The following is a 22,602-nucleotide window of genomic DNA, read 5'->3' as shown; positions in this document are numbered from 1 at the left end:
CTGCCCCTCTCTAGAAATAATGGGACATCTCGGCGAATCCGAGTCTGCAGAATAGCTTCATGCTCTTTCGTCGAAAGTCTGCAGTAAACCTGATAACGAAATCAGTTATATATGAAAATACGTTATTAAAGGCAGGAGTATTTTATCATATTACATGCATCAATCACATGAAATATTATAAATGAAGCAATTCATTACTTAGGAAAATCGATTCCATTGATTACAACCTCAATACATTTGGAATCAGAACGCAGTATAGACATTTTCAAACCAAACTGTCTATACTGCCCAAATGACAGATTTTCCTCTCGCTTATCAGAACCTTGCTGCGGATTATATTCAGAAAACGCATGATGATAGCAGGGCTCTTCGGGGTTCAGTTTATCAGCAGACGAAGGGGAATGTCGAAAACGTCTTCGTCAAGATGCCCGTGGGCGCTGGACGCAAGAGCTTGTATGTGGGGCCAGCTTTGCAGCCGGAAACACAGGCAAAAGTCGAGCGGATCAAGCATGCCAGCGAGCGGGCGCGAGCGCGGCGTAAGGACCTGAGCGTACTCAACAAAGTCGGCGTGCTATCTACGCACAGTTATGCGGGCCGCGTGCTGGATGCGATGGCTTATCACGGCCTGTTCCGCAATGGTGCCATTCTGGTGGGCACGCTGGCCTACCAATGCTACCCGCTTCTGCTGGGGTGCACGCTGCCATCTACTCAACTGGCGACGGATGACGCAGACCTGGTGGCTGCCTCACTGGCAATCAAGGCAGATGAGGGCGTCGATATGCTCTCGATCCTGAAGGATGCCGACCCGAGCTTTGAGCCTATTCCAGAACTGGACGGACGCGCAAAACCTTCCCGTTTCCGCTCTCGCATCGGGTTTGTAGTGGATCTGTTGACGCCAACACGCAAGCGCGGAGAAAAACAACCGTTAGAGCTGCAGGGGTTGGATGCGGGAGCCATGAGCCTGCAATATCTGGCCTGGCTGATTGACGACGCCTCTCCGGCAGCCTTGCCGTATGGCGCAGGTATTCCGGTTTTTGTGCCACGTCCTGCGCGCTATGCCGTTCACAAACTCATCCTTTCGCAGAAACGAGCCCATACAACCATTAAAATCGCCAAGGACCTGGCACAGGCCAAAGCCCTTATCGAAGTGTTGGAACGGGCATGCCCCGGCTTGATCGGTGATGAACTTCTGGCAGCCCAATCTCAAGGTAAACAAGGTTGGAGCGACCCGATCGTCAAAGCCATGAAAGCCCTCTGGCCGGACGGTTCATGGCATGAACGCCCAGAGTTTGAGGAATTTGTTGAGGGGCTGTAGGCCCGCTTTCAAAACTCACGCCATGAACAGATTGCTGATGTTGCAGTCTTGCGAAAGATGCCCTTTCTCCCAAATGGAATAAACAATATTCCCAGCAGTATTGAGGACAGAAGGCCCTAATTCATTTCCGTTCATATCAACGGGCACAAAATGAAACTGCTGAGAAGTGTTTGTACCCCCCCTATCACAAATCCGATAGCACATATCCGGCTTCAGCTCTCCGTCCATCTGTCCTTTGATAAACGCGGTTTTCAAATACCCGTAGCTATCAAACTCACCATTTCCAACCCACATAACACTCCCCCTAGTATTGGCCTCACCGTCATCAAAACTGAGAGTATCGCCTGCATACATACAGAGCATCTCCGCCTTTATAGGGAGCTAAAGTCACGATAGCAGCACACCGACCTCTGAGCATTCAGGGGGCTTACAGCCTCTCAGGTTTCTTGAAGGCTTAAGGAAGACGCGTTATATTAGGTAAGTGGAACGGGAAGCGCTAACTCCCCGCTCCGGTTGTTAGGAAGCTTTAATGACGGCCCGGAACCAGAGTACCAGTCTGTTTCGGGCCTTCCTTATTTTGAACCTCAATTCAAATCTCACCTAACTACCACCTCCTTTGACCAGGCTTTGCTTCTGTCGGAGCGCCTAATCCCTCCGATTGCACTGACTGGCGGGTGCTGCTGCTTCGTAAAAGGGTGGTATGAATGAGCGTATGCTGGCCAGAACAAACCGACAACATCATGATTTATCTAACTTATTTTTACCAATGCAATTTCATATATGAAATTCGACAGTATTTTAAGTCCTTCTCAACTCGCTCCGTTTAACTGGCTTCAGTCACACTCACATGTTTCTGCAGGAAGGCGTGGAAGACTGCGTCGAACTCCTCCGGTTTTTCTATGTAAGCGGTGTGGCCGCAGTTCTTGACCACATAGCGTTCAACGCTTCCACCATTTGCCTCATAACGGTCCAGGGCGTCGGAGGTTTGGGTGACCATCGGTTGGGGTGGGAAGACCTCTTCGCCGGGCCAGCTGGGGAGGAAACCGAGTTTGCCCAATGAACCCAGATCGAACATGGAGGAGTCGGAGACGACAAGATCATCCGCGCCATGCACCCAAAGCACGGGCGGCTTGGCGTCCACATCGCAGAACCCAAGCGGGTTTGCCTGGCGGTTGGGTGCGAGCGCGTTGATGCTGCCAAAGCGGCCTGGAGCGACACCCGGCCAGTTGGAGGAAGGCACCACGTCCCCCGGATAGGATTTGTCGCCTGTGTGCTGCGCAAACACGGTTGCCATGCACTCTTCCATCCGCTTGGGCTGGAATGGCGGCTTCCAGACAAACGTGTTGAGGATATTGCGCGGAGAAAAATCGCTTCCCGTGCTGCTGTCTTTGTCCATAAGCAGCTTAACAAACTCAGGGTTCACCGCTGCTGCCCCACTGCCTGCGCCATCCTCAAAACACGGCGTGCCATCCGCTTTGGAGCATCCAAAGCCGAACGGAGAAGATGGACTGACTTGCGTGAGCGACAGAACACGCTGCGGATAATCGGCAAGAAACTGCCAGAGCACACCGCCGCCGAGCGAATGGCCGACCATGTGTGCGGCCTTGATACCCAGCTCATCCATCAGCGCGGCGAGATCATCAGCAAAGTCCTTGGTGCCACGGGTTGCATCCACAACAGCGGCAGGGTCAGCGCCTGCATAACCGCGCAGGTCCGGTGCAATGGCGCGAAAAAACTTCGGAAGACGCTGCATGGTTTCTTCAAACCACGTGGCCGCAGAAAGATTGCCATGAATGAAGAAGATCGGCACACCATCTTCAGGGCCAGAAAACAGCACCCGCGTGGTCAATCGCGCAGATTGAACAGATCGCGCCTCCAGAAGTGTCGGAATATCAATCATCTTCACCCCAATGCTTTGGTGCACCTTGCGATCAGACACAGGAAAATGCCTGGGACGCACACGCAGGACCAACCGCTTAAAGCAGTTTGATTGCCCACAAATAAAGGCAAACCACCTCAAATAGCTAAAATTTTAAGAATGATGACGGCGCTGGTGCGCTGATGTCAAGGTTCCACACCATGCACGCGGGGTGGGCGTAAGCAAAAGAGCAGCGATCAAGGTGTAGGCGTGCGGTGTCCGTCACCGCCCGCGCCGGTTAGATGTCGCCAGTGCCTTGATTTCCAGCAGGGCCTTTACCGCGATTTTGCGGCTGGTCAGGCTGAGCTGCCGTTGCCAGGCGTCCTCATGACGAGACCAGCGAAACGCATTGCTCTTTAAGATCCGGCAGATCTCCTCGCTGGGTTGCTCATCAAACACAAATTGAATGCGGTTGATGCGCGGGTTCTCTTTCACCGTCAGTCCAGGAACACGAATACTCCCCGGTTCGACCAGCTGCTGTTGTTGCCGAGGATTGTCTTGGGGCATAGCCTCGATCCTTTTTCTGTCTGCTATTCCTGAACGCGCAGAGGCGGAGTACCAACGGCTGGCCTGATCTGATGCCAGTTACCTGACCCGTTGAACTCCTTCTCCGCATCACCCGGCACAGGGGTGTAGTGCTGCAATCACCCTCAATCTACGTAGGTTGGGTCAGCTGCATGTTGAAGCAGAGCAATAACCCTTAAACTTCGATCCTGCAGATCCTCATTATGTCCCATAATGGCGTGATTGATAGTGAGCAGCATGTCGTACTCTCGCGTATGCTCCAGCCGGCTTGTCAAAACGATGTTCAGTGCTTCCACGAGGTTCTTCAATTGACAGGATGCAAGTTGAAGGCCTTCTAATTCCTGATAAAAAGAGGTGTCATCCTCTCTGAGAAAGTCCAATTCCGCCATTCCACTTCACCCCATATTTTCCAAATTAGCGGCTTATTCCGTGTTTTGGTTATCTCGCGAATGTCTCCGGTATTTTGCAGGAGACACCCCAAATTGCCGCGTGAACGCACTTATGAAATTGTTGTAGTGGCGGTAGCCGATGTGCTGCGCAATCTTGGAGAGCGAGGCATCACTCTGCTCAATCGTTTTGCGGGCAATCTCCAGCCGCTCGTTGCGGTAGACTTCAAAAACCGTCCCACCGAATATCTTCTTGAATCCACTGTTCAGCCGCTTCTCACCAAGGTTCACTTTGTACGCCAGATCACTCAAAGACAGCGGCGTGCTGAGGCTTCCCATCAGCAGCTTGTAGGCACGTTGAACACTTGCCACTTCATACTCATTCAGCATTCCAGCGGCAGATACCTGATTGCTGAGAAAGTTGGCTTTAAGTGCCATTAGTTGCAGCACCGCCCCTTCAATAAACAGATTCCGCATAGTCCCAACCAGCGGACTGCTGATCACGGACCGCACAAGCCTCCGCATCTCAGGTGTTGGGCGAAACTCCAGCAGGTTGAACCCCTGCTCACTGGGTTTCAGAAACGGTAGAAACGTAGCCGGAATATCCTTTTCAAGCGCCCGCATTAGATACTCCTCAGAAATGGAATAGGACAGCATCTGCAGGTCGGTGCCACGGGCAATCTGAAATTTGGTGGTAGAGGGTCCGTATTTGACGAGATTCGCTCTATCTGCATTCAGAGTAAACTGCTGAGCACCCGCCACGGTTGCAATCAACGATCCTTGCAGGAGAAAATTTCCTGAAATTGTGCAAGCCTCGTTTCTGAATGAAGTATAACAAGCGCTAAAATCCCTCTTCGGAAGTATTTTTGCAATCCGCACCTGAAATTCTTGGCTATATTCTATATTACTTATTATCGCGGAGACATTCTCATTATTAACGTATATTGGGGCAGATGCATCAAAATACTTACGAAAATGTCCGTCATTCAAATAGGACCCTTCTGATTGCATCTAAAATTCCAGTCATAACTATTCCAAATTTAAATTCATTATGCATTTATACCTAGCGCATATTTTTAGTATCAACTAAACAACCCAACTTAACCCCAAGATTACCTTTGGGAATATTTTCAGCCTTTACGCATAGAAAAACGGGTACAAACGACAAAAATGGGCAGCCAAACGGGTTAACAAAAGGACTTAAACCTTTTGTGCCCGGCAGGTGCCCATTTCAGTATTATTACGTAAGACTCTGACCACTTTGATATTTTGAACTTGCCACAGCAGGTTGCTGTGACCCTCAGGCACCAGAAATCAGGGAAGCTGAACCAGTTGGATAAGATTACCGCACGTATCATCGAAGACGGCGAGTTTTACATCTCCAAATGAGCTTGGGGCCTGTACAAAATTGACGCCAAGTGTCTCAAGGCGTTGGTGTTCTTTATCCAGATCTTCCACGCTGAAAGACGCAGCAGGAATGCCATCAGCTGCAAGAGCTTTCTTGAAGGGTGAAACTGCCGGATGGCTGCTCGGTTCAAGCAGCAACTCAATGCTGTTTTCGTCTTCCTTGCTGATCACAGTCAGCCAGCGGCTCTCGCCAAGAGGAACATCGTTCTTCTTCTCAAAGCCGAGCTTTTCAGTATAGAACTCCAGCGCTTTTTGCTGATCATCTACAAAGACGCTTGTGATATAAATCTTCATTCATTCTCTCCAAACTTAGAGAGCCATCCGGAACGCAACTCTACCAGTGGCTTGGTGTTCAACGAATGCAACTTCGTCGTCCCCTGCCACTCGACAACAAGTACGCCAGCCGCCTCTAATGCTGAAAGGTGCCGCGAAAAGGCCTGCCTCGTTAAGTCGACACCGTATTCCTGTAAAACCCGTGTATGGATTTCGAAGAGCGACTGCCTGCTACGCCGAGACAATTCGTCAATTATTCGCCGTCGCGTGCTGTCGCCAAGTGCTTTGAACAGTGCGTTAAGATGATCATCTGCTGCAGTCATACCCCCTTATGCAACAAAATAGTTGCATAGTCAAATGCAACATTTTCGTTGCATTAAGACAGACCCTACCAGTCTTAGCCGACGCATCCCTGAAAACGGCGGATTACACTTATAAATAACGAATATTTTGCAACAGGTTAGGCTTTCAAAGCCTGTTGCATGGCGCGGTAAGATTGAGTTTGCAGAGCGTCTGAGGAGAGGTTGAAGCTGTCGGCCAGTTCGCCGATTTCCCGCTCATATTGTGCCAGTTTGTCAGCATCATTTGTCATGATGGCCAGTTCAACAAAACGGCCAAGGCCTGGGAGCTCGTCCAGCGTTAGGTGGAATTTGTCGAGGAAGTAAATGTCGCGCTTCTTTTCCAGTCGCTCAACCTCCTCAAACCCCAGAGACAGGATCATGGCGTTCGCCTGATCCGCATCTGCCAGATCCATGGAGATGCACTTATCCGGTCCCGGCCCTTTGCTGATCCAGAGCGCACGGCCTGACGGACGCATGACGCGCAGCACGTGTTGCTGGTTGTTGTTGGCAAGGCGACTGTCCCCAAAGTCATAGAAGATGTCTTGCTCTGTATTGCCAAGGGTGAAAGGCACGGCACCACGTGCTTCCAGCTGACTGCGGATCACTTCAAGATCAACAACAGCATACTTTCGCTCAACCTCATAAATACCGGTGAAATGATCACCCGGATCACACAGCATGCCTTTGGTTTGAAGATCGGTCCCAGTCATCACAGGCTCCCTAAGCTCATAAGAGTATCCTTAAAAAGCGATTGGGAGGGATGCAAGGACAGAATACAACGGACCACTGTTACGTGGCCCGTTTAGTAGATTTGTGTCGCTTAAAGCCCTTATGGGCGGGCGGTGTATTGCGTGCCGACTTTATAGCGTTTCATCTCTCTGTCAGTCATCCAGTGCACATCTTCTGGCGGGGCAGCTTCCAGTGTGTACCAGTAAAACAGCGGATCAATGCCAATGCTCTTGTAGTATTTGAGGTACTTCTCGTGCTCTTCATCAGACTTGGACAGATCCAATGCGGTATAATCCTCGGCACTCCACGAATGCACACCAATGCGCGCGCCCTTCACCACAACTCGCTTTTTGCCAGCAAGGAAAAAGTCTGTCCCGCCAGAGGCAATAATGCCGTTTGATGGAATGACCGTGGTCAGCCCGCGCTCGTGAACAATGCGACCCGCCTCCAGATTGGCGTAATCATCATCCGAGCCCGGCACATCCACCATAACGATGCGTTTGACCTTCGGGTTCTCATCCAAAGCTGTCCGCAAATCAATCGGCGTGGACGAGCTGATCACCCCGTTCATCACCAGTTCCCCATCCACCGCATCAAACCGTGCGATCTCGTAGTCATCCTCAATCGAGCCGCATCCAGCCAACACCAGCACAAACAGCACTGCCGCAGACCAACCAACCATCTTCTTCAAAGCCACTATTCCAAACCCATCAACTCGTTCTTCTTGCCCCTAACTTCTCACAGGCACAATGAAGGCTGGGTGATCATCAGATTTTCGACCAGTGTCGCCGACACCAAGATGGTTGCCTTGATTCAGAACGATCATTCTGATATTAACCCAACCATGCCAAGAAAAGCCAACATAACCACACAGGACCTGACCGATCGCGCACTGGAGCATTTTTGGGAAAATGGCTTCCATGCGTCTTCGATGGATGACCTCGTGAAGTCAACAGGTGCCACCCGTCACGCCATTTACGGCGCCTTCGGCGGCAAAAAGCAGATGTTCCTCGCGTGCTTCCAACGCTATCAGAACCTCGTTGTCTCACCGGCGTTCATTCAGGTAGAGCAAGCTGATGCAACGCTTGAGCAAGTCGCCGGCTATTTTGAAACGCAAATCAGCAGAGCCGAGGCCACAGGCCTCCCAGGCCCCGGATGTCTTGTAGCCAACTCAGCAACGGAAGTCGCCCCGCATGACACAGAGGTGCTTGCCAAGGTGGAAGCACACAACACCCGCCTTAAGCTGGGCTTCCTCAATGCATTGCAAAACGAAGATCCGGCAGGAAACCCTGAAGAGCTGGAGATTCTCGCCGGATTGCTTGTGGTGTTCACCAACGGCCTCTGGTCCACATCTCGCCTGACCAAAGACGGCGACTTTCTGCGTGCCAGTACACTTCAGTTTTTAAAGACAATCAGAACACGGATATCGGCCCCATGACCTCCCTTGCGACATCAGCCCCTAAAAGAGCCTTCTGGCTTGCATTGCTGCTAAACCTGCTCTGGATCAACGCGTCAGAGGTCTTCCGCTATTTCGCGTTTGTCATGCCACTCATGCGCGGCGCTCTGCCGCAGATCCAAGACGTAGCGCCCATGAACCTGCCGGTGTTTATGGTGTGGGGCGTGTGGGATACAGTGCTTGTGTTCGCGGCCACAGGCTTCAGCTGGGTGCTGCTGGATCGGTTTGGCCCTACCATCCGCAATGCTATTTATGCAGGCAGCGCAATCTGGGCAACGGTCTTCATCATCCTCTGGCTTGGCCTTTGGAACATGAACCTAGCCACCACCCAAGTCGTCCTGACCGCCTTGCCACTGGCCTGGCTGGAAATGCTAATAGCCGCCCTCATCGTGAGATGGGCAATGGTGCGGGGCTGTTTGGATTGAGCCACTTCAAGGATGCTGGCAAAACTCTCGCCAACATCCAAAAGCAATTCCAATCGGGCACAAAGCCTAGTTTTTCATCTTGTCTGTCTGATGCAATACGACTTGCGCCAAGCCACCTGATTGCGAGCCAGAGACTTCAACCTCAACGCCGTTTTTGACGTAGCGATATCTATACTTGCTGTCGCTTTTTACTTTTTTCCAACCACGCTTAACCAGCTCACTTCTTATCCAACCGGCCAGCATATAGACGCCACCACCAACACCGTTGCTGGTCACCATGCAACGGTCAATCCAAGAGTGGAAGACAAAGGTCACCCCCCTTGAACCCGGGAATCTGCTACCTCCTTCTTCCTTAGGGCGGAAATAGGCAGGGAAGCCCAGACCAAAGGTTGGCTTGTATCCATACTTTGCAAACTTCGCTTTATCTGGTGCTTTGTTACTCGCCGCAAAATCGATACATTGGTCGATAGCTCCGCCGATTAAAGCAGAGAATGTTTTGTTGCTGCGATCAACAATCTCTTCAACGGTTGGGCGAGGGCCTTGTTGTGCGGTTGTGGTACAACCTGCAGCTAACAAAGATAAAGCCAGTACGGCACAAACATGTTTTTTCATTTTCTCACAAAGGGCTAGAGAATATTTTTATGCTAAATGCATATTTATACTCTGCGCTTGCCCCAACCTTATTAGTGTAAAGCGCTGCTCTAAACTTCCTTGCCCTCAATACATGTCACGCAGTACCCTGCCCGACGGATAACGGGGGAGTGTTGAGATGAAGCAAATCACGGGTGGGTGTTTGTGCGGGGCGGTTCGGCTTGTGGCATCTGGGGAGCCGGACAGGGTTGGCGTTTGCCATTGCATGGATTGCCGTAAACATCACGGCGCCGTTTTCCATGCCTCAGCAGTCTACCCTGAGGAGAAAGTCAGCGTTGAGGGCGAGGTGAACGCCTATCAGGGCCGCTTCTTCTGCCCAAAATGCGGATCTTCCGTCTATTCAACCAGTGAAGGCGAAGTCGAGGTCCACTTGGGCGCTCTGGACGAACCCAACCAGATGACCCCAACCTATGAGCTCTGGACCACCCGCCGCGAAACCTGGCTACCTGAGTTCCCTGTTGCGAAAACCTATGAGAAGGATCGTGTTGAAGAGTGAAAAAGTTGCAGCCACGCTTCAGCAAAAGCGCTGTACCCCTCTAATCATTTCTTTCTATAAATCCCTCAAAAAACATCTAATCACGACCTTTAAGCCTAACAGAAATCAATCTCTTGATCGTGCTTCAAAACCCAATGACTATAGCCTTGAGCGTTTCACTTGAGGGATGTCTATAAAGAGGTTGCCGAGGATGCCAACTGCAATAAAAGCACCTGAACTCCCCAAGAAGTGGTCGAGTAGCAGTATTCCAAGCGAACATGAAGCAAAGCAAAGTATCAAGATCCTTCAGGCGCGCGCAAAGCTGGCAGGCGATTCACAAGCCCGCAAGCTGGCTGATCTAACGCTGCAGAAACTTGGAAACTTTTTGTTATTTGAAGCGAAAAAAGGGGATCAGAACAAGCAAAAGCAAGCGGATGAAATCAAGCCAATGGTCATGAAGCTCTTTGAAAAGGCGCATGAACTAAGTGCTCGTTTAAAGTTGCCATCCGGGTCTTTTGTTGTGCGGGTTGCCAAGCAATCCAAGCCAAAATTTTATCACAACGCCTCAAGTGCCGGAAAAAAGGCCGTTTGGACTTTTAGATACGAAGATGTGGGATTACCATCAGTGAATGGGACATTCGATATCACCATGGACCGCAGCTATGCATCCTTAAAAGGGGATGAGAACAAACAGGCCAAGAAGATTGGTGATGAAGCTGTTGCTGAAACAAAGAAGATTACAAAATCAAGAGACGTAAAGCTGGTGAAGTAAAGCGCTCAGCTTGTAGCAGAGCTCCATTCATGAAGCATATCTTCAATGGCAGTCTGGTTTCGGCAATGCCAAATGCACTGGTTTGTGGCGCTTTCCAAACAGGTGCTGATACTGCGGCGAAGTCTTGAACCATTTTTGAGACTGCGAACTGCGAAGCGGTATTGCTGAAGCGGCCAGTCCGAGTTTCCTGCAGGCAGTTCCCGGCGTGTCTTGCCAATGTTGCGCCACGGACGCGTTATCAGGCGCCATGCTCTTATCCGTTCAGTTGGATCAAGCCAGACAACAGCATCCGCTCGTGGAAGGGCCAGCGGCAAAAGACTTGGCCCACCTTCAAGGATCCAGGCGTCGGTTGCCACGAGTTGCGACAGGTCCGTGTCGATTTCTGATCTTGATCGTTGTTGCCAGTTGCTCGTCAATTTGATCGCATCGAAAGACACCAACGGTATTTCGGAACGCGCAGCACTCATTCGAGCTGCAACGAAACTTTTTCCTGTTCCGTTTGCACCAGTAACAATCAACCTTCGCATCTAAAACCTGCATGGGTGCCGAGAGATCGGTTCAAATCACTACCTGAATCGCAATACCACCACAACAGCCCCTGCTGAGTAATGCCCTACCCGCAGCAGCTTTTGTCTTGTTGGATTGGGGGGCATGGGACTGTGCCGTAGGAGCAGTAGACGCAGCAATCGCCGGGGAGAGGCTTCAGCAAGGTTCCGCAGGCTTTGCAGTCATAAAACCACTGGCAAGCATTTGTTGGCATGGTTTCAGTTTCGCTGTGCCCGCATTCCGGGCAAGTTACTGTGCTTTCTAGGATAACTGTTTCTGTCATAGCATCACATCAGGCTGATCAGGTGGTCGTTTATTGCGGTCTCGTTCAAAACGATTGCCCATGCCAGCACCGTCACGAGTGTACTCACCAGCAAATGCCACTGCAGTTGGCCTAGTGCACCGCGATAGAGAGCAGTGCCCCACGCGGCCAGCAGCAGCAAAGAGGACGCAGTCAGCACAAAATAGCTTGCCGCGGCAATTTTGCCAAAAACGGCTAACCAACCGCCACCAAAGCCCGCAAGCATCAAAGCAATGGGGAGCACGCAACAGGTGGCTACTCCCAGAGAGGCAAAGGAGCCTGCATGGTTCATTTTTAAAAAGGTCTTCATCGGCAAATCCATTCGTCATCGCAGTTGTGATGGTTTTGCCGCATGCTTATAAATGCTGTAGTAACTACAGGATCAAGGCAGGAGTGATCACATGTTCGCGATTGGCGAAGCGTCTAAGCGCAGTGGCGTTGCTATTGAAACGATCCGTTATTACGAGCGCGAAGGCATAGTTATCAAACCTGCCCGCGGGGATAACGGACGTCGCGCCTACTCCGAAAAGGAGATCGGGCAGTTACGCTTCATCAAACGCTGCCGGGATCTGGGGTTCACCATCAAAGATGCACAAGCACTTCTCAGCCTTGGTGAGCAGCAAGACGAGAACTGCAAAATCGCCCATGACATGAGCAAGGCGCATTTGGAGTCTGTTCGGGAAAAAATCGAAAGCCTTCGACAGTTGGAAAAAGCGCTCGAAGAGCTCATGGGAAACTGCGCTAGCGGTAATCTGCAGTGCCCTTTGCTGGATCGTCTGCACGCAGACTGAAACGTCTAACCGGCCTAACCCGTAAAAACATAACAACGCAGAAAAACGCTAAATCGCGCAAAGCAACGCACATTTCAACGCAAACGAGATATCCCCTCTTTAAGCGGGGATTAAGTCTCTTCCAGCAACGCTGGATCAGCCACCACGGCGCGCAGTACCAGATCAGAAACGCTGCGGGCGATTTCTTCCAGATCCTTGTCGGTTTGCTCAGCGCGCGGTGAGTACCAGAAGCATGGGCCGTTCATCAGGATGATGATGGAGTGCAGGGTGATGGAGACTGATTGCTTTGCAAACACACCAGCCTCAATGCCTTCTGTCAGCACACCGCGATATAGATTCTCATAGGCACGGCGCATTTCGATGATTTGCTCGATCATCTGTGTTTCATGAGGCTTGGCCGCACCACGGAAAAACATGCGGGTGTCTTCGCTGACAACGCGGTGATAGCTCAGGAACTTGAGGATGCGCAGCACATGGGCAATGGACATAGCGCGCAGCTTCTCGACAGGGGGGATGTGTTGCGCTGCAATGGGGCTAACCCGTTCCATAAGCAGGGAAACAGAGCGCAGGCGGACGGCATAAAGCAGTTCACCCTTGGAGCGGAAATGGTGGTAAACACGCCCCTTTGTAGACCCAAGCAGACCGGCAATATCATCAATGGAAGCCACATCCGGCCCCATCCTCATGAAGCACTCCGCAGCAGCGTCCAATATCTCCTGCTGAGACCGGCTCAAATCTTCGATCATTCCCGTATTCCCCTAAAGGCTCCCGCTGCCTTCCCTTTAACGCAGTTTGCTTGCAATCTGAATCCGACAAACTGCTTTAAAGCATCTTTCTTGCGCCCAGTCCTACCTGAATACCAGCAGGCACATTTCAGGAATGCGCTGTAAATACACAGGTTTACAGTCTCCATCCGAAGCAAAACCCTAGCATACCTAACGAAATTGTGTATCAGAAATTCCTTTACCTGAAGCACCAGTCCCTAGTATAAGTTCAACCTATGATAGATGGAATTGGATCCTCATTTACCGGACTGGCTCGTTCTGCGTCTTACAACGCAGCTCAGCCTGCGCGCGTAAACCAACAGGAATCCACGTCTTTTTCCGTTGAACATGCGGTTCCAAAAGACTCTGTCACCATCACAAGCGACCTTTCTGCCAACCCGGTTGCAGCAAGCTCCTCCTCTGAAAAGTCCAAGAACGAAAACGGACAGCTTTCTGATGGAGAACAGGAGCAGGTTCAAGAACTTAAGACACGTGATGCGGAAGTTCGCGCGCACGAGCAAGCCCATGCAGCAACAGGTGGTGCCTACGCCGGAGCGCCGAGTTATACGGAGACTCGCGGCCCGGATGGTCACAGCTATGCTATTGGCGGCGAAGTCTCAATTGACTCTGCACCCATTTCCGGTGACCCGGAAGCCAGCATTGCCAAGCTGAATACGGTAATCGCCGCAGCACTCGCGCCCGCTCAGCCATCCGGTCAGGATCAGGCCGTTGCAGCGCAAGCCCAAACGAATCTGGCGCAGGCCTATACCGAGCTGCGCGAGAAGAACCTTGGCGGCAGCGAGGAAGAGCAGGAAGCAAGCGAAGTCAGTGGATTGCAGTCCCTGTTGCAGGTTCAGGAATACCCTGAAACCGCCTCGGACCCATCTGCTCTGCTGCTCAACGCTACACAAGCCTATCAGGCTGCGGCAGTTTAACTCTTACCTGAGCGTTATAAATCCAACATCTGTGGCCACAGTGTTGGCTACCCCAAGTAACCTTATGAAAACATGATATTTTCTTGCTTTGGCAACTAAGGAAGCCGGGCCGATCCACCGCGCGATTTGCTAAAATATTTTCATAAACTCACAGTACATATAAGTATAAGTCATTGACACGTATTTTGTACTAGCCTAAGGCGGAAATGCATTTACGCGTGACTAGAGTTTGCTGTGAAACTGACAAAAGCCAAAGCGACTGTATTTGCTGCACTGTTTGTATTGATGCAGCTTGTTGCGCCTCCCGGCATGATGGTGTCCGGAGGTGAGGACGGCTTTGAGATTGTCATCTGCACCGCGCAAGGTATGCGAACTGTCCTTCTTGACGAGCAGGGCAACGAACTCCAGCAAGCAGAAGAACAGGAAGCCTACGACAACTGTGCCTTCGGTACTGTTGTTGCAAAGGCCCTCAGCTCGTCTCCTCACACAGAATTCGGCGGATCTCCTCTTCCTATCGATGTGGTTTCACTGCCAACGAGCATTGCGTTTGCTGAAACGACAGTGCGCATCGCCGCCCCCAGAGCCCCTCCCGCCTGAGCATAAATTGGTTTGTCCCAGCCTTTCTTATTGTGGCTAATTTGCTGACATAAAAGGGCTATTTTCTCAAAAGACATTCCTGTTCCGTCATGCAAACCCATGGCAATGACAGGTTTTCTGCAGGCTGCTTGCCAGAAAACCCACGCCACATTTGCATGCAACGGACCCCGCAGGGCACAGCCTCGCGTAAAGCTCATCCCTCAATCTCGGCAATGTCTGAGATTGGCTCTGATTGCTCATCAAGTGCAAGGTGCATTCACTTGGCTTTGAAACCATCAACCGTACTGGCCTGCTGGCTCGCAACCTGGTTTGTGATCCTGCAGCTTGTTGCGCCGCCCGGCATGATGCCGCGTGCGGGCGCAGATGGTTTTGAGATCACCATTTGCACCTCGCAGGGCTTGCAGCAGATCTTCATCGAAACCTCTGATGAAGACGACGAGCAAAAGGACGTACAGAACAACGCGTTCTGCCTTTTCTCCCTTGCCATGCTGAAGTCACCAGCCCCTGCCTCATTGGGCAGCTTCGCTATTGAAACCTCAAGACCACAGCATACCTTCGCCCTCAACGAGGTGGGACACTACGCAATTCCGCGGCGAAGCCATGCTCCGCGGGCACCTCCTGTCTTTGTCTGATTTTCGCTCGATTACAGATAATGATTGGAATTGAAATGAATAAATTCAAACAACTACTTGGCGTCAGCGGTGTGCTCGCAGCGTCTCTTCCTGCTCTGATTTCCGGCGTGCCAGCGGCACAGGCGGAAGACATTCAACAGCTGCGCATTGCGGTGAAAAAAGACCGCTACAGCGTAGACCCGAAGAAGTTCAACTTCACCACCCGCCGACCAGCCGGACAGATCGTCGAAACGGCTGTTAAACCAGACGAAAACTTCATTCCGCAAGGCGTGTTGTTTGAGACTTGGGACTACAAAGACGGCATCTACAGCATCAAACTGCGCGAGGGCATCAAGTTCCACGACGGCCAGACCTTTGACGCCAAAGCCGCAATCGACGCACTGAAGCTGTACGATCAGGGCCGTTCTGACTTCCTGCAAATCGATCAGGAAAGCTTTGATCAGACCGGGCCTTACACCTTCACGTTCAAGTCCGAGATCAACTCCTCTCTGGTCATTGAAAACATGACCCACCGTGGGGCCTCCCTGTTCTCCATCAACGGTGATCGTGCAGAAAACCCAGTTGGTACAGGTCCTTACCTGCTGGACAGCTACAAGCCAAAACAGTCCATCAGCATGAAACGCAATGCGGATTACTGGGGAGATGCGCCGAAGGTTGAAAACATCACCTATCACTTCATCGCGGATGATCAGGTGCGTTTGCTGGCACTGCAGAACAAGGAGGTCGACATCGTCGCTGAAGTCACCCCTCAGATGCTGCTGAGCCTGCCAAAAGACGGTTCCGTGGTGGTGCACGAATCCCGCCCGATCCGTTACGTGGCTCTGCTGACCAACCTGCACGGCAAAGCACCATACGACACGCTGAAGGACATACGCGTGCGCGAGGCGCTGGCTTATGCCATCAACCGCGAGCAGCTGGCGCAAGTTCTGTTCAACGGCAAAGGTGTTGTTGCAAAAGGCATTTTGCCAGACTGGATGTTTGGTCTTGGCGACAAGCACGTGGACGGCTTTGACTACAACACCCAGAAGGCAGAAGCCCTGCTGGATGAAGCTGGCTGGACCAAAGGCAGCAATGGCATGCGCAGCAAAGACGGCAAGCCGCTGAAGCTTCGCCTTGTTGCGGCTTATCCGAACGTTTCCAGCGTACGCCCAATGCCAGAGCTGCTGGAGCAGATGTTCCGTGGCATCGGCATCGACATTGAGCTGGTTCAGGTTGATGATTCAGGCGTTTACGACGACACCTATCTGGCAACCGGTGAAGCGGATCTGTACATGGAGTTCGCCTCCAACAACAACGCAGACCCAACCTACCTGCTGTACAACCTGTTCCACTCCAAAACCCCGTGGGGCTACCAGTACACCGCGCCGGGTGGCAAACTGGACACCATCCTCGACAATGCCCGTCAGGCGCAGAGCCGCGAAGAAGTCATTGAACTTGTTCGTGAAGCACACCGCGAAATCGTGCAAACTAAACTGGCTGCTATTCCAATCCTGATGGTGCCAAACTTCAACCTGTCCCGTCCGGGTCTGAACATCCCAATGTTCGAGCATGCTGACTGGATCGATTACGGTCAGGTTACCCAAACCAAATAAGAGATGCGCAGCACAGATCATTGCAACACCATGATCTGTGCTGCCTTTTCACGAAAGATCAGCACATGAAGCAGTTTGTTTTCAAGCGCACGCTTTCGGGAATTCCAACTCTGTTTGGCATGACCCTGATTGGTTTTTTAATCATCGGCCTCACCCCCGGCGATCCTATTGAGATGGAACTGCGCCGCTTGGGCGTGTCGTTCACCGCTGAGCAGGTGGAGGCATTGCGGGTGGAGTATGGCTTGGATAAGCCTCTGATTCAGCGCTACTTTATCTGGTTGCTGGACCTGTTCCGGCTGGATCTGGGCACCTCCATCGCGTCGGGCCGTCCTGTGTTGGAGCTGTTTAAAGAGCACTTGCCGATTACGGCGACGCTGTCCGTTCTGGCTTTCGTCAGCTCACTGGCTCTGTCGCTGGTGCTTGGCACCGTGACGGCGGTTTCACAGCGCACATCGGTCTCTACCAGCCTTTACGTGCTGACCATGTTTCTGGTCTCCGTGCCATCCTTTTGGCTGGCGCTGTTTCTGCTGGCAGTGTTCGCGCTGGGTTTGGGGTGGTTCAACCTGCTGCAATTCGGCAATGCGCAGGACCTGATCTTACCTGTGATCACGCTGACCCTTGGCAACGCGGCAGTGATGAGCCGGCTGGTGAGGGAGCGGATAATCGCTGTTATGAGCGAAGATTACATCCGCCTTGCGATTACTAAAGGCCTGTCCCGTAGAGCTATTCTGGGGCGCCATGTGTTCAAGTCCATTCTACCACCACTCATCACCAACTGGGCCATTTCCTTTGGTTCCCTGCTGGGTGGATCAGTGATCATTGAAAACATCTTCAACCTGCCCGGCTTAGGGCAACTGGCACTGCAGGCCATTGCGGAGCGGGATTTTGCGATCTTACAAGCTTATCTGCTGTTTATGGGGCTGGTGTTCTTTCTGGCGAACTTTGCGGCGGACCTGACGAACCATTGGCTCATGCCTCAGCTCAAGGAGGATGATCATGGCGTACGTTGATAGCGCAAAATCTATCCCCCTCTCGCGGGCGACCAACCTCTTCAGAGGCAAAACCACGTTTTTGCTCGGCAGCTTCTTTCTATCCTGCTTTATCGTACTGGCCATTGGCGGCGAGGCATTTGCACCCAACCCACCCAACCAGATTGACCTGCTGCACCGCCTCAGCGCGCCCAGCCTCACCTACCCGCTCGGCACCGACCATCTGGGCCGCTGTATCCTCTCGCGCCTGATGACCGGCACGGCATTATCTCTTGGCACAGCGCTATCAACAGCTGGACTTATCCTCGCCATTGCCTTACCCGTTGGCCTGCTCTCCGCCCTCTGCAAAGGCTGGGTTGATGCGGTTTTGATGCGGATTGCGGATATTTTCCTCGCGTTCCCCATGCTGGTGTTCGCCCTCGCAATCATCGGCTATCTGGGCGCGTCCCTCACCTCCGCCGTCATCGGCGTCGCCCTGGCCTGGTGGCCAAGTCTGGCACGTTTGGTCCGCACGCTAACACTGGACGCAGCCTCCAAAGAGTACGTTCTCGCCTCTCGCCAATGCGGGCAGAAGTCATTGAATATCATAGCAAAACACATCCTACCGCAGATCCTGCCACCTCTGCTGGTGGTCCTTTCGCTGGAGATGGCGGGCCTTCTGCTAGTGCTCTCGTCCCTCAGCTTCCTCGGCCTTGGCGCACAACCACCCGCCGCAGAATGGGGTGCCATGCTCAACGAGGCACGCCCCTTCTTCGCAGAGCGCCCAAGCGTCGTTCTGGCACCCGGCATCGTCATCATCCTCGCCGTTCTCAGCTTCAATCTGGTGGGCGAAGGCATCCGCTTTCAGCTGGACAAGAGGAAACCCTACAGATGGTAGATATCCCCCTTCTTCAGGTGCAAAACCTCACCATTTCCAACAGTGCCCAAAACAACGAGCCGCTGGTTGAAGGAGTCAGTTTTGATCTTGCAACCAACCAGAGACTGGGTCTGATCGGCAGATCCGGCTGTGGTAAGTCATTGATCTGCCACGCGATTACAGGCGCGTTGCGTGCTCCTCTGGAAGCTTCAAGCGGGTCCATCCGGTTTCAAGGCAAAGACCTTCTGGCAATGCCTTTTGCTGAAAAGCAGCAGATCCGAGGCACCGGCATTTTCTGTATCTTCCAAAGCCCCGGCAGCGCCTTGCACCCCAGCCTGACCATTGAAACGCAGCTGCTTGAAACTGCAAGAAACCTCTCACTGAACGGTCAAGCTGCACACCATGCTCTCCTTCAGGCACTCGAAGCGGTTTCACTGCCACAGCACTGCCTGAAGCAGTACCCCAATGCCCTGAGCGGCGGTATGAAGCAGCGGGTGATGATGGCTATGGCGTTGATTTTAAAGCCGACTGTCCTGATAGCTGATGAGCCGACCACTGGCCTTGATGTCATCACCGAACACGAAACACTGCAGGCGCTCAACGTGGTTCAACAGGAAACCGGCTCCGCTCTCCTGTTCGTCAGCCACGATCTGCGCATTGTCCGCAAAACCTGCACCTCCGTGCTGGTGATGGATGCTGGCCAGCTCGTAGATGCCTGCGACCTGAACCAGCCAGTCGCGCCAGATTGCCACCACGCCACCGCCGAAATCACCAGAGCTATGGAAAGGCTTCAACTATGACCATGGAAGCACGACATCTCTCCATCGCCTACGGCTCCACTCAGGTGCTCTCCGAAGTCAGCCTGACCCTGCATCCCTCCCGGACCACAGGCCTTGTAGGCCGCTCCGGCTGCGGAAAATCAACGCTGGCCAAGGCCATGACGGGCATCATCCCGGCACCGCAAGAGACGCTGTTTCACAACAACCAGATCTTCTTTCCTGACCTCAGCAAGACCGGAGATATCATCCACTACATGTGGCAGGATCCATTGGCAGCTTTGAGCCCGTTTTTGAGCGCATTAGACCTGATCTGCGAACCACTCAAAGCCATCCATAAACTGCCCAAAGCAGCGCGTCAGCGACAGGCACGAGATCTGCTGCATATGGTGGGGCTGGAGGACACCTGCGCCAACAAGCGCCCGCATCAGCTCTCTGGCGGGCAATGCCAACGCGTTGCTTTGGCACGCGCTTTAGCCGTAAAGCCAAAGTTTCTGGTGTTGGACGAGCCGCTCTCCGCGCTGGATCTGGTGACTCAGGAGCAAATCATCGCGCTGCTACGCAAGGTGCGGGCGGAGATGAACAAGGGTCTGCTGATAATCTCCCACGACCTGCAAACACTGGCCAAACTGGCGGATGACATTGCAGTAATGGAAGGCGGCAGGATCGTGGAACACAAGGAAACTCAAGAGTTCTTCGCAGCCCCCGAACATCCGCTCTCGCGCCGGTTTGTCAAAATTTCAAAGTATTCTGCACCAGCAGCCTGATCATTGAAATTTTTCAATAAACTGTGCTGCCCTGCGACAAAACACTCCGTTAGTCTCTGGCGAACCCACTTCGCCAGTTTGTATTTTTTTGGATTGAGTATGCCCTTTCTGGAACAGAGCAATATTGAACAGATCAGCCGCGACGCCCAGCTCAGCAAACTCAGAAGGAACAAGGTGCGTTACACTGCCCTGCCACAACGCCAGCAAGAGAGTATATTGCTGGGCTCAGGGCTGGTCGGGGTCATGCTATTCCAGACCAGCGAAACTACACTGCAACTGGCTCTGGGGCGGGCGGATGTTTACAACGTCAACCCCGAGGTGATGGCTCACCGCAAACCACTTGGGCATTGCGAGCTCACCTTCTCCAGCAAAATCAAAGGCGTGGAGTTATCGCTCGATCTTGCCACTGGCATCCTATCTGGCACGTTAAAGCTGGAAGAAGAAGACATCACCCTCACTTGCTTCTGCCATGCCTTGAAGGACAGCATCATCTTTGATGTGAAGCAGATGATGACCAGCTCAACGCTCACCTATCATCCTGTCGAAAACCCACAGTCCTCCCGCACCCGAATCTCACACCCGCACGACAATGGACCATTTGAGCAAGCCGAGGTGCGGTCATATGCCGATGATATCGGCGCTTACACGAGCACGATGTATCAGGAACGCGGCATGCAGGCTGGGGAGGTGATCGTTGCAACCTCAACTCAGCGCCATCACCAAAGCCTCCGGCATTTCTGCCGCATTGAGTATGAGCGCGACATCAAAAGTCAACTTGCAATAACGGCACGCACCAACCTTCAGGCAACACTCAACGCGCCATATGAAGCACTAGTGCAATCTCATCAGCAAGAATGGTCGAAGTATGCCGATAGAACACTGTTTTCATTACCAGATCAGGAACTTGAAGCCTATATTGATTTCCAGTTCTACAAGCTCCGTTGCCTCACTCGGCCAGATGGAGCACTGATTGATCTGCAAAGTGTCTGGTTTGATCCAACGACCCCGTGGCCCGGCGTCTGGCACAACCTCAACTCCCAACTCACCTATTGGATCTGCGCGTATGGCAATCGCTCTGAATTGATGAAGCCGCTCATTCGCCAGTTACAAGAGCATGAGCACCAACTGGCTAAAATGGGCGGAGGATCAGGTGGTTATAACCTCTACACAGTCACCAACGTGGATTTCTGTCCGCCGGGACCAAAGCCGACACCAATCGCACCCTTTACAGAAGGGGCCAGCATTGCAGATGGCACCGCTTACCACACACAAAACGTACAGGACGCCACACTCGGCAATTTCCTCTGGCTGGTTCATAATCTCTGGTTGGCAGCTTCTTATGAGGATGATCAAGAGCTTCTACAAACAGTCGTTAAACGCTTCCTGAAGAAGGGGATTCAGTTCTACCGGCCCCACTTCATGCAGGCACCCGACGGCTCCGTGCATTTGCCGGAGAGCTTCTCGCCAGAATATAAATCGGCCCGCAACTGCAACTATGATCTTGCTGTCCTGAAATGGGCGATCTCTGCTTATCTAACCCTCGAGCCAGACACCGAGGAAGCGCTGGAGCTCGCAGCAATTCTGGGCCAACTTGTTGATTACCCCTATTCTGAGGACACCGGGTACCTGATCGGCGAAGATGTAGCCCTCACAGATGCCCACCGACATTACAGTCATTTGCTGATGGCCTATCCATTCTACCTGCGCAATATGGATCAACAGGGCGAGAAAGAACGCATCCGGAAGTCCATAGATCACTGGCAAAGCTTCTCAAAATCACCTCATGAACCACATGAAAAGCTGGTTGGATATTCCTTCACAGGTGCTGCTTCACTGTACGCTGCCATTGGCGAAGGCAACCTTGCGCACGAGTATCTACGGGCGTTTCTCGACACTGGTGCAGGCGGGCGCATGCATTTGACCAACACTCAATACTATGAACACGCCGGAGTTGACGCGACCACGGTCGAAGTCCCCCTTACCGGTGCGACGGCGGCCATTGACATGCTGTTGCAAAGCTGGGGCGGGAAAATCCGGCTCTTCCCAGCAATCCCGCCAGACTGGAAAGACGCTGCCTTCTTCAACTTACCTGCTCATGGAGGCTACCTGATCAGTGCTGTGCTGCAAGATGGGAAACTCGCATTCCTTTCTGTAAAGGCGAAGCGCAGCGGCAGGTTTGCCCTGAAATCAGCGATACTGCCACATGAATTGCAGGAAACTTCCATTCACCTGGAAGCAGGTAAAATTTATGTTTGGGCTGCACCAAAATTTGATATTGCTGCCTTCCTTAAAGATGATCAGCAAAAAATCAGGTTAAACCGGCAAGGAATCACAGAACCACACTAAAAAAGATGGAATTTATTGAAATATTTTCATAGTAATA

29 protein-coding genes are annotated in these 22,602 nt (G+C 52.3%); 15 read left to right on the top strand and 14 right to left on the bottom strand.

Annotated elements, in window-relative coordinates; translation table 11 throughout:
* The first annotated feature begins 292 nt into the window (after positions 1-292).
* Positions 293-1,315 carry a GSU2403 family nucleotidyltransferase fold protein gene (locus tag PsAD26_RS10020; protein ID WP_063310267.1) on the top strand — a complete coding sequence of 341 codons (1,023 nt, stop codon included), beginning with the start codon at positions 293-295 and terminating at the stop codon, positions 1,313-1,315.
* Between the two features lie 15 nt (positions 1,316-1,330).
* On the opposite strand, the gene PsAD26_RS10015 is transcribed toward PsAD26_RS10020, so the two are convergent.
* The 9 genes from PsAD26_RS10015 to PsAD26_RS09975 form a co-directional block, all read right to left on the bottom strand.
* The gene (locus PsAD26_RS10015; protein ID WP_063310266.1) at positions 1,331-1,669 is read right to left on the bottom strand and encodes a hypothetical protein; all 339 of its coding nucleotides are present in this window, start codon (positions 1,667-1,669) and stop codon (positions 1,331-1,333) included.
* A gap of 469 nt (positions 1,670-2,138) precedes the next feature.
* Positions 2,139-3,254: an alpha/beta hydrolase gene (locus tag PsAD26_RS10010; protein WP_208985613.1), complete on the bottom strand. Its 1,116-nt coding sequence runs from the start codon at positions 3,252-3,254 to the stop codon at positions 2,139-2,141.
* Between the two features lie 201 nt (positions 3,255-3,455).
* On the bottom strand, positions 3,456-3,740 hold the full coding sequence (locus PsAD26_RS10005; RefSeq protein WP_063310264.1) for a hypothetical protein: 285 nt from the start codon (positions 3,738-3,740) through the stop codon (positions 3,456-3,458).
* Positions 3,741-3,883: 143 nt separating this feature from the next.
* Complete coding sequence (locus PsAD26_RS10000) at positions 3,884-4,147, bottom strand: hypothetical protein (RefSeq protein WP_063310263.1); 264 nt, start codon at positions 4,145-4,147, stop codon at positions 3,884-3,886.
* Positions 4,148-4,180: 33 nt separating this feature from the next.
* Positions 4,181-4,918, bottom strand: coding sequence for an AraC family transcriptional regulator (locus PsAD26_RS09995; RefSeq protein WP_208985612.1), 738 nt, complete (start codon positions 4,916-4,918; stop codon positions 4,181-4,183).
* A 540-nt stretch (positions 4,919-5,458) separates the two neighbouring features.
* Positions 5,459-5,845: a VOC family protein gene (locus tag PsAD26_RS09990; RefSeq protein ID WP_063310262.1), complete on the bottom strand. Its 387-nt coding sequence runs from the start codon at positions 5,843-5,845 to the stop codon at positions 5,459-5,461.
* The gene (locus tag PsAD26_RS09985) at positions 5,842-6,147 is read right to left on the bottom strand and encodes a helix-turn-helix domain-containing protein (protein WP_063310261.1); all 306 of its coding nucleotides are present in this window, start codon (positions 6,145-6,147) and stop codon (positions 5,842-5,844) included. Before PsAD26_RS09985 ends, PsAD26_RS09990 begins: the two co-directional genes overlap by 4 nt.
* Positions 6,148-6,284: 137 nt before the next feature.
* Complete coding sequence (gene cyaB, locus PsAD26_RS09980) at positions 6,285-6,875, bottom strand: class IV adenylate cyclase (protein ID WP_063310260.1); 591 nt, start codon at positions 6,873-6,875, stop codon at positions 6,285-6,287.
* A 119-nt stretch (positions 6,876-6,994) separates the two neighbouring features.
* Positions 6,995-7,591 carry a hypothetical protein gene (locus PsAD26_RS09975; RefSeq protein WP_208985611.1) on the bottom strand — a complete coding sequence of 199 codons (597 nt, stop codon included), beginning with the start codon at positions 7,589-7,591 and terminating at the stop codon, positions 6,995-6,997.
* A gap of 63 nt (positions 7,592-7,654) precedes the next feature.
* Between PsAD26_RS09975 and PsAD26_RS09970 the strand changes: the two genes are divergently transcribed.
* Together PsAD26_RS09970 and PsAD26_RS09965 are read left to right on the top strand one after the other, a co-directional pair.
* Positions 7,655-8,332: a TetR/AcrR family transcriptional regulator gene (locus PsAD26_RS09970; protein WP_208985610.1), complete on the top strand. Its 678-nt coding sequence runs from the start codon at positions 7,655-7,657 to the stop codon at positions 8,330-8,332.
* Complete coding sequence (locus tag PsAD26_RS09965; protein WP_063310258.1) at positions 8,329-8,775, top strand: hypothetical protein; 447 nt, start codon at positions 8,329-8,331, stop codon at positions 8,773-8,775. The genes PsAD26_RS09970 and PsAD26_RS09965 overlap by 4 nt, the downstream gene beginning before the upstream one ends.
* A gap of 66 nt (positions 8,776-8,841) precedes the next feature.
* On the opposite strand, the gene PsAD26_RS09960 is transcribed toward PsAD26_RS09965, so the two are convergent.
* Positions 8,842-9,387 (bottom strand): hypothetical protein, encoded by a 546-nt coding sequence (locus PsAD26_RS09960; RefSeq protein ID WP_063310257.1) that lies wholly within the window; start codon positions 9,385-9,387, stop codon positions 8,842-8,844.
* A 157-nt stretch (positions 9,388-9,544) separates the two neighbouring features.
* On the opposite strand from PsAD26_RS09960, the gene PsAD26_RS09955 reads away from it, so the two are divergent.
* Together PsAD26_RS09955 and PsAD26_RS09950 are read left to right on the top strand one after the other, a co-directional pair.
* The gene (locus tag PsAD26_RS09955) at positions 9,545-9,922 is read left to right on the top strand and encodes a GFA family protein (RefSeq protein WP_063310256.1); all 378 of its coding nucleotides are present in this window, start codon (positions 9,545-9,547) and stop codon (positions 9,920-9,922) included.
* Positions 9,923-10,112: 190 nt separating this feature from the next.
* A complete protein-coding gene (locus PsAD26_RS09950; RefSeq protein WP_063292991.1) occupies positions 10,113-10,673 on the top strand; it encodes a hypothetical protein in 561 nt (186 codons plus the stop codon).
* A 5-nt stretch (positions 10,674-10,678) separates the two neighbouring features.
* Here PsAD26_RS09950 and PsAD26_RS09945 read toward each other — a convergent pair whose 3' ends face one another.
* The 3 genes from PsAD26_RS09945 to PsAD26_RS09940 form a co-directional block, all read right to left on the bottom strand.
* Entirely contained in the window at positions 10,679-11,200 is a 522-nt protein-coding gene (locus tag PsAD26_RS09945; RefSeq protein WP_063310255.1) for a hypothetical protein, read from the bottom strand.
* 86 nt (positions 11,201-11,286) lie between these two features.
* Positions 11,287-11,502 carry a GDCCVxC domain-containing (seleno)protein gene (locus tag PsAD26_RS30150; protein ID WP_082596645.1) on the bottom strand — a complete coding sequence of 72 codons (216 nt, stop codon included), beginning with the start codon at positions 11,500-11,502 and terminating at the stop codon, positions 11,287-11,289.
* A 4-nt stretch (positions 11,503-11,506) separates the two neighbouring features.
* Positions 11,507-11,830: a hypothetical protein gene (locus PsAD26_RS09940; protein WP_063310449.1), complete on the bottom strand. Its 324-nt coding sequence runs from the start codon at positions 11,828-11,830 to the stop codon at positions 11,507-11,509.
* A gap of 91 nt (positions 11,831-11,921) precedes the next feature.
* Here PsAD26_RS09940 and PsAD26_RS09935 point away from each other — a divergent pair, with 91 nt between their 5' ends.
* Positions 11,922-12,311: a MerR family transcriptional regulator gene (locus PsAD26_RS09935; RefSeq protein ID WP_063295888.1), complete on the top strand. Its 390-nt coding sequence runs from the start codon at positions 11,922-11,924 to the stop codon at positions 12,309-12,311.
* A gap of 110 nt (positions 12,312-12,421) precedes the next feature.
* Here the strand turns inward: PsAD26_RS09935 and PsAD26_RS09930 are convergent, their stop codons facing one another.
* Positions 12,422-13,057 (bottom strand): TetR/AcrR family transcriptional regulator, encoded by a 636-nt coding sequence (locus PsAD26_RS09930; RefSeq protein ID WP_063287854.1) that lies wholly within the window; start codon positions 13,055-13,057, stop codon positions 12,422-12,424.
* 254 nt (positions 13,058-13,311) lie between these two features.
* Here PsAD26_RS09930 and PsAD26_RS09925 point away from each other — a divergent pair, with 254 nt between their 5' ends.
* The 9 genes from PsAD26_RS09925 to PsAD26_RS09885 all read left to right on the top strand — a co-directional run bounded on the left by PsAD26_RS09925 (position 13,312) and on the right by PsAD26_RS09885 (position 22,565).
* Positions 13,312-14,010, top strand: a complete 699-nt coding sequence (locus PsAD26_RS09925) for a putative metalloprotease CJM1_0395 family protein (RefSeq protein WP_063310254.1) — start codon at positions 13,312-13,314, stop codon at positions 14,008-14,010.
* Between the two features lie 234 nt (positions 14,011-14,244).
* A complete protein-coding gene (locus PsAD26_RS09920) occupies positions 14,245-14,607 on the top strand; it encodes a DUF2946 family protein (RefSeq protein ID WP_063299926.1) in 363 nt (120 codons plus the stop codon).
* A 260-nt stretch (positions 14,608-14,867) separates the two neighbouring features.
* Entirely contained in the window at positions 14,868-15,239 is a 372-nt protein-coding gene (locus tag PsAD26_RS09915) for a DUF2946 family protein (RefSeq protein ID WP_153041480.1), read from the top strand.
* A 35-nt stretch (positions 15,240-15,274) separates the two neighbouring features.
* Positions 15,275-16,831 carry an ABC transporter substrate-binding protein gene (locus PsAD26_RS09910; RefSeq protein ID WP_063299947.1) on the top strand — a complete coding sequence of 519 codons (1,557 nt, stop codon included), beginning with the start codon at positions 15,275-15,277 and terminating at the stop codon, positions 16,829-16,831.
* Between the two features lie 65 nt (positions 16,832-16,896).
* On the top strand, positions 16,897-17,841 hold the full coding sequence (locus PsAD26_RS09905; RefSeq protein ID WP_063299924.1) for an ABC transporter permease: 945 nt from the start codon (positions 16,897-16,899) through the stop codon (positions 17,839-17,841).
* Positions 17,828-18,697 carry an ABC transporter permease subunit gene (locus PsAD26_RS09900; RefSeq protein ID WP_063310252.1) on the top strand — a complete coding sequence of 290 codons (870 nt, stop codon included), beginning with the start codon at positions 17,828-17,830 and terminating at the stop codon, positions 18,695-18,697. The genes PsAD26_RS09905 and PsAD26_RS09900 overlap by 14 nt, the downstream gene beginning before the upstream one ends.
* Complete coding sequence (locus PsAD26_RS09895; protein WP_063310251.1) at positions 18,691-19,476, top strand: ABC transporter ATP-binding protein; 786 nt, start codon at positions 18,691-18,693, stop codon at positions 19,474-19,476. Before PsAD26_RS09900 ends, PsAD26_RS09895 begins: the two co-directional genes overlap by 7 nt.
* A complete protein-coding gene (locus PsAD26_RS09890; RefSeq protein ID WP_063310250.1) occupies positions 19,473-20,219 on the top strand; it encodes a dipeptide/oligopeptide/nickel ABC transporter ATP-binding protein in 747 nt (248 codons plus the stop codon). The genes PsAD26_RS09895 and PsAD26_RS09890 overlap by 4 nt, the downstream gene beginning before the upstream one ends.
* A 99-nt stretch (positions 20,220-20,318) precedes the next feature.
* Positions 20,319-22,565, top strand: coding sequence for a glycoside hydrolase family 95-like protein (locus PsAD26_RS09885; RefSeq protein WP_063310249.1), 2,247 nt, complete (start codon positions 20,319-20,321; stop codon positions 22,563-22,565).
* Positions 22,566-22,602 lie beyond the last annotated feature (37 nt).

Source organism: Pseudovibrio sp. Ad26 (assembly GCF_001623285.1).
GTDB classification, from domain to species: Bacteria; Pseudomonadota; Alphaproteobacteria; order Rhizobiales; family Stappiaceae; genus Pseudovibrio; species Pseudovibrio ascidiaceicola.
The sequence above is the reverse complement of the archived record's forward strand: the minus strand, read 5'-3'. Positions and strand labels throughout refer to the sequence as shown.